This is a genomic window from Pelomonas sp. KK5, assembly GCF_001984095.1.
GTDB lineage: Bacteria > Pseudomonadota > Gammaproteobacteria > Burkholderiales > Burkholderiaceae_C > KK5.
In genome coordinates this window covers 1-5,080 of sequence record NZ_LYVQ01000332.1, presented here as the reverse complement: position 1 = coordinate 5,080, position 5,080 = coordinate 1, and the positions used below count along the sequence as shown (strand labels likewise).

5 protein-coding genes are annotated in these 5,080 nt (G+C 68.6%); 4 read left to right on the top strand and 1 reads right to left on the bottom strand.

Going from position 1 to position 5,080, the window contains the following annotated elements; translation table 11 throughout:
- Nucleotides 1-47: 47 nt before the first annotated feature.
- Nucleotides 48-1,298 carry a YihY family inner membrane protein gene (locus B0W88_RS29590; RefSeq protein ID WP_077038113.1) on the top strand — a complete coding sequence of 417 codons (1,251 nt, stop codon included), beginning with the start codon at nucleotides 48-50 and terminating at the stop codon, nucleotides 1,296-1,298.
- Here B0W88_RS29590 and B0W88_RS29585 read toward each other — a convergent pair.
- Nucleotides 1,275-1,847, bottom strand: a complete 573-nt coding sequence (locus tag B0W88_RS29585; RefSeq protein ID WP_077038112.1) for a helix-turn-helix domain-containing protein — start codon at nucleotides 1,845-1,847, stop codon at nucleotides 1,275-1,277. The genes B0W88_RS29590 and B0W88_RS29585 overlap by 24 nt on opposite strands.
- Nucleotides 1,848-1,940: 93 nt before the next feature.
- Between B0W88_RS29585 and kbl the strand changes: the two genes are divergently transcribed.
- The 3 genes from kbl to B0W88_RS29570 are packed head-to-tail and all read left to right on the top strand — an operon-like array spanning nucleotide 1,941 to nucleotide 4,953.
- The gene (gene kbl, locus B0W88_RS29580; RefSeq protein ID WP_077038111.1) at nucleotides 1,941-3,146 is read left to right on the top strand and encodes a glycine C-acetyltransferase; all 1,206 of its coding nucleotides are present in this window, start codon (nucleotides 1,941-1,943) and stop codon (nucleotides 3,144-3,146) included.
- A gap of 17 nt (nucleotides 3,147-3,163) precedes the next feature.
- Nucleotides 3,164-4,123: an NAD-dependent epimerase/dehydratase family protein gene (locus B0W88_RS29575; RefSeq protein ID WP_077038114.1), complete on the top strand. Its 960-nt coding sequence runs from the start codon at nucleotides 3,164-3,166 to the stop codon at nucleotides 4,121-4,123.
- Between the two features lie 26 nt (nucleotides 4,124-4,149).
- Complete coding sequence (locus B0W88_RS29570) at nucleotides 4,150-4,953, top strand: MipA/OmpV family protein (protein ID WP_077038110.1); 804 nt, start codon at nucleotides 4,150-4,152, stop codon at nucleotides 4,951-4,953.
- Nucleotides 4,954-5,080 lie beyond the last annotated feature (127 nt).

The window sequence follows — 5,080 nt, the reverse complement described above, 5'->3', positions numbered from 1 at the left end:
GGGGAGGCTACCGGGGAGACGGGGGACATGCTGGCATCATAGCCAGCATGACCGATTCCCTCTCCGATGCGCGGCTCGCCGCCCGGGCGCTGCTGGCCGATTTCCGGAGCGCGCTGCGGGCCTGGCCGTGGCGTCACACGCTGCTCAATTTCCGCAAGAGATTCCGTGAGGACCGCCTGGGCCTCACCGCCGGCAGCCTCACCTTCACGACGCTGATCTCGCTGGTGCCGCTGCTGACCGTGATGCTCGCGCTGTTCACGGCCTTCCCGATCTTTTCCTCGTTCCAGGCCTCGCTGCAGAAGTACTTCCTCGCCAGCCTGATCCCGGACACGATCGCGCGGCCCGTCCTCGGCGCGCTGACGCAGTTCTCCGCCAAGGCCAACCGGCTCGGCGCGGTCGGCCTCGTGGCCCTCGGCGGCACGGCGCTCGCACTGATGCTGACGATCGACCGCACGCTCAATGCGATCTGGCGCGTGCAGCGCCCGCGGCCGATCGCGCAGCGGGTGCTGGTCTACTGGGCCGCGCTGACGCTGGGCCCGCTGCTGCTGGGCGGCAGCCTCACGCTGACCAGCTATGCGGTGTCGGCCGGCGAGGGCCTGGTGAAGGGCTTCTCCGACAACATCGCCTTCCTGCTGCGCCTGCTCGAAACGGTGCTGATGGGCCTGGGCATGGCCGGCCTGTTCCACTACGTGCCCAACACCCATGTGCGCTGGCGCCATGCGCTGCTGGGCGGGGCCTTCGTCGCCATCGCCTTCGGCCTGGCCAAGGCGGGCCTGGCCTGGTACGTCAAGCATGTGCCGACGTATTCGACGCTCTACGGCGCCTTCGCCACCGTGCCGATCCTGCTGATCTGGATGTACCTCGGCTGGGTGATCGTGCTGCTCGGCGCGGTGCTGGCCGCCAATGCGCCGATGATGAGCCGTGGCATCGTGCATCGGCCGGACGTGCCTGGCTTGGAGCTGGAACTGGCGCTGGAGATCATCGGCGAACTGGCCCACAGCCAGGCGCGCGGGGAGGGCGGCCTGGGCAACCTGGCGCTGGCGCAGCGCCTGCGCGCCGACCCGCTTCAACTGGAGCCGGTGATCGACCGGCTGTTGTCGCTGGACTGGCTCGGTCGCCTCGATGAATCCGGCGTGCAGCGACTCGTTCTGCTCTGCGTCCCTGAGCAGACGCCCGCCGCGCCGCTGCTGCGCGCGATGCTGGCGGAACGCCATGCGGCCCTGCAGCCACTCTGGCAGCGCAGCGACTGGGATCGGGTCAGTCTGAAAGACCTGTTACGGGTGGATCACCACCAGTAGGCCCACGGCCGGTTCGTTGCCGGCGTTGCGGATCGCGTGAGGTCCGTCGACGGCATAACGCCCAGTCTCGCCTGACTTCAGCGACTGCGTTCCACCCGCCGCGCTGACCTCCATCTGCCCGCTCAGCACGCTCAGGTGCTCGCGCGAGCCCGGCTCATGCGCGGCAGACTCCAAGGCGCCGCCCGGCTGGATGGTCAGCTGGTACCACTCGAACTGGCCAGCCAGGTCGATCGGCCCGAGGATGCGCAGCTGGCACAGGCCGTCCGGGCTGCTCATCGAGGGCGTCTGGTGCGCCGGCACGGTCTCGATCGAAGGGGCCGCAGCCTTCTCGCCGCCGAGCAGTTCGGACATCTCCACCCGCAGCGCATTCGCCAGCCGCCACACGACGGCCACCGTCGGATTGGCCTGGTTGCGCTCGATCTGCGACAGCATCGACTTCGACACGCCTGCCCGCCGCGACAGCTCGTCCAGCGACAGGCCCTGCGCTTGCCGCAGTGACTGGAGCGTCGCGCCGACGTTCGGCGGGGTGTCGATTTGCTGTACGGACATGCTTGACCTTGTCGAACGATTCCCTGATACTGCACGAAAGTTCGATATATCGAACTAACGAAGAATTAGTGGATTGTGCACCAGGAGTTTGATATGACCAAGACCAGCCAGGCCTTCTACGACCACATCCAGGCCGAACTCCAGGGCGTGCGCGAGGCCGGCCTCTACAAGAGCGAGCGCATCATCACGACCGCCCAGGGCGCCGTGGTGCAGACGAACGACGGCCGCGAGGTCATCAACCTCTGCGCCAACAACTACCTGGGCCTGTCCTCGCACCCGCAGGTGATCGAGGCGGCGCACGAAGCGCTGCGCACGCACGGCTACGGCCTCTCCTCGGTGCGCTTCATCTGCGGCACGCAGGACCTGCACAAGACGCTGGAGCAGCGCCTGGCGAAGTTCCTCGGCACCGAGGACACCATCCTCTACGCGGCCGCCTTCGATGCCAACGGCGGCCTGTTCGAGCCGCTGCTGGGCGAGCAGGACGCGATCATCAGCGACGAGCTGAACCACGCCTCCATCATCGACGGCATCCGCCTGTGCAAGGCCAAGCGCTTCCGCTACAAGCACAACGACATGGCCGACCTGGAGCGCTGCCTGCAGGAGGCGCAGGCGGCAGGCGCCCGCTTTACGATGGTCTTCACCGACGGCGTTTTCTCGATGGACGGCACCATCGCCCAGCTGGACAGGATCCGCGAGATCACCGACCGCTATGGCGCGCTGCTGGGCATCGACGAATGCCATGCCAGTGGCTTCCTCGGCAAGACCGGCCGCGGCACGCACGAGTACCGCAATGTCTTCGGCAAGGTGGACATCATCACCGGCACGCTCGGCAAGGCGCTGGGCGGCGCCTCGGGCGGCTTCACCACCGGCCGCAAGGAAGTGATCGAGCTGCTGCGCCAGCGCTCGCGGCCCTACCTGTTCTCCAACACCGTGGCGCCCAGCATCGTCGGCGCGTCCATCGCCGTGCTGGACCTGCTGGAAGGCTCCACCGCGCTGCGCGACAAGCTGGAGGCCAACACGGCCTACTTCCGCGAGGCGATCCAGGCCGCCGGCTTCGAGATCAAGCCCGGCACCCATCCGATCGTGCCGATCATGGTCTACGACGCGGTGACGGCGCAGAAGCTCAGCGCCCGCATCCTGGAGCTGGGCATCTACGCGGTGGGCTTCTTCTTCCCGGTCGTGCCCAAGGGCCAGGCGCGCATCCGCGTGCAGGTCTCGGCGGCGCACGAGCGCGAGCATCTCGAGAAGGCGGTGGCCGCCTTCACCCAGGCCGGCAAGGAACTCGGTCTGATCAAGTAAGCAGTTAGTTGAGCACCATGTCGAACACCAAGATCCTCATCATCGGCGCCAACGGCCAGATCGGCACCGAGCTGGCCACCGAGCTGGCGAAGCGGCACGGCAACCATGCCGTCATCACCAGCGACATCGCCCCCGAGGGCCGCGTGCCCGCGCTGCGCCACGAGATGCTGGACTGCACCGACGCCGGCGCGCTGGCCGAGATCGTCAAGCGCCACGAGATCACGCAGATCTACCACCTGGCCGCCGCGCTGTCCGCCACCGGCGAGAAGCACCCGATGTGGGCCTGGGACCTGAACATGAAGGGGCTGCTCAATGTGCTGGAGCTGGCCCGCACGCAGAAGCTCGACAAGATCTTCTGGCCGAGCTCGATCGCCGCCTTCGGCCCGAACACGCCGGCCGTGGACACCCCGCAGGACACGGTGATGGATCCGAGCACCGTCTACGGCATCTCCAAGCTGGCCGGCGAGGGCTGGTGCCGCTGGTACCACGAGAAGCACGGCGTGGACGTGCGCAGCCTGCGCTATCCGGGCCTGATCTCCTGGAAGACGCCCCCGGGCGGCGGCACGACCGACTATGCGGTGGAGATCTTCCACGAGGCGCTCAAGCACGGCCGCTACAGCTGCTTCCTCGAAGCGGGCCAGGCCCTGCCGATGATGTACATGCCCGACGCGCTGCGCGCGACGATCGAGCTGATGGAAGCGCCGGCGGAGAAGATCACCCAGCGCGGTTCCTACAACCTCGCCGGCGTCAGCTTCACCCCGGCCGAGATCGCCGCCGAGATCCAGCGCCAGATCCCGGCCTTCGAGATCAGCTACGCGCCGGACTTCCGCCAGCAGATCGCCGCCAGCTGGCCGCAGCGGATCGATGACAGCGTGGCCGCGAAGGACTGGGGCTGGAAGCTCGAGTACGACCTGCGCGCGATGGTGGCCGACATGCTGAAGGAACTGCGTCCGCGCGTCACGGCGACAGGCCATTGAAGGTTTCCGGACGTTAAGCTGGGCGGATGCTGCGCATCCTCTCTCCGCTTGTCCTGCTGCTGCCCCTCGCCGCGCTTGCCGACGAAGCACCGGCGCCCGATCCGGCCTTCCGCTACCTGATCGGCGGCCGGCTGCACACCGAGCCCGAATACGCCGGCGCCACCCGCTACACGACCCGGCTCTCGCCGCTGTGGGCCATCCAATGGGGCCGCTTGCGCATCAGCACCTCGGGCGGTTCGGGCCTGCTGGGCTTCGGCAGTGAAGTGCGCGGTGACGGCGCCAGCGCCGACCTGATCGAAGGCAGCCGCCTGCGGCTGGGCGTGGCGCTGCGCGTGGACAACGGCCGCAGCAGCGGTGACGCCTCGACGACGCGCGGCCTGCCCGACGTGCGCCGCACGGTGCGCGGCCGGGTCTACGCCGGCTATGCGCTGACGCCGGACTGGCTGGTCTCGACCTCGCTGTCCCAGGATCTGCTGGGCCGGCATGGCGGCATGGCCGGCGGCGTCGACCTCGGCTGGCGCCTGCGCCAGTCGCGGCATCTGGAATGGACGGCCGGCGGGGGCGTCAGCTTCGGCAATGCCGCTTATCTAAGGAGTTACTTCGGCGTCACGCCGGAGGGCTCGGTCGCCACCGGCCTGCCGGCCTACGAGCCCGGCTCCGGCCTGCGCGACGTCCATGCCGGCATGGGCTGGACCTGGCAACTGGCGCCGAGCTGGATCGCCTTCGGCTCGGCCAGCGTGTCGCAACTGCTGGGCCCTGCCGCCGACAGCCCGCTGACGCAACGGCGCTTCGGCGGCCAACTGGCCGCCGGCATCAGCTACCGGAACTGAACGAGGGCCTGTTCACACGACGGCAGGGGGTCGCGAAGGCCCGGCATACGGGGCCAATCTAGGCGCCGGTCGCCGCCCGCACTCGTGTGCGGGCAAGGGCTGCAACAACGAGTGGCCCCGTATGCCG

Bases quoted from the DNA above. Each gene is read 5' to 3' on its own strand.
- B0W88_RS29590 (WP_077038113.1), top strand. From the start codon at position 48: ATGACCGATTCCCTCTCCGATGCGCGGCTCGCCGCCCGGGCGCTGCTG.
- B0W88_RS29585 (WP_077038112.1), bottom strand. From the start codon at position 1,847: ATGTCCGTACAGCAAATCGACACCCCGCCGAACGTCGGCGCGACGCTC.
- kbl (WP_077038111.1), top strand. From the start codon at position 1,941: ATGACCAAGACCAGCCAGGCCTTCTACGACCACATCCAGGCCGAACTC.
- B0W88_RS29575 (WP_077038114.1), top strand. From the start codon at position 3,164: ATGTCGAACACCAAGATCCTCATCATCGGCGCCAACGGCCAGATCGGC.
- B0W88_RS29570 (WP_077038110.1), top strand. From the start codon at position 4,150: ATGCTGCGCATCCTCTCTCCGCTTGTCCTGCTGCTGCCCCTCGCCGCG.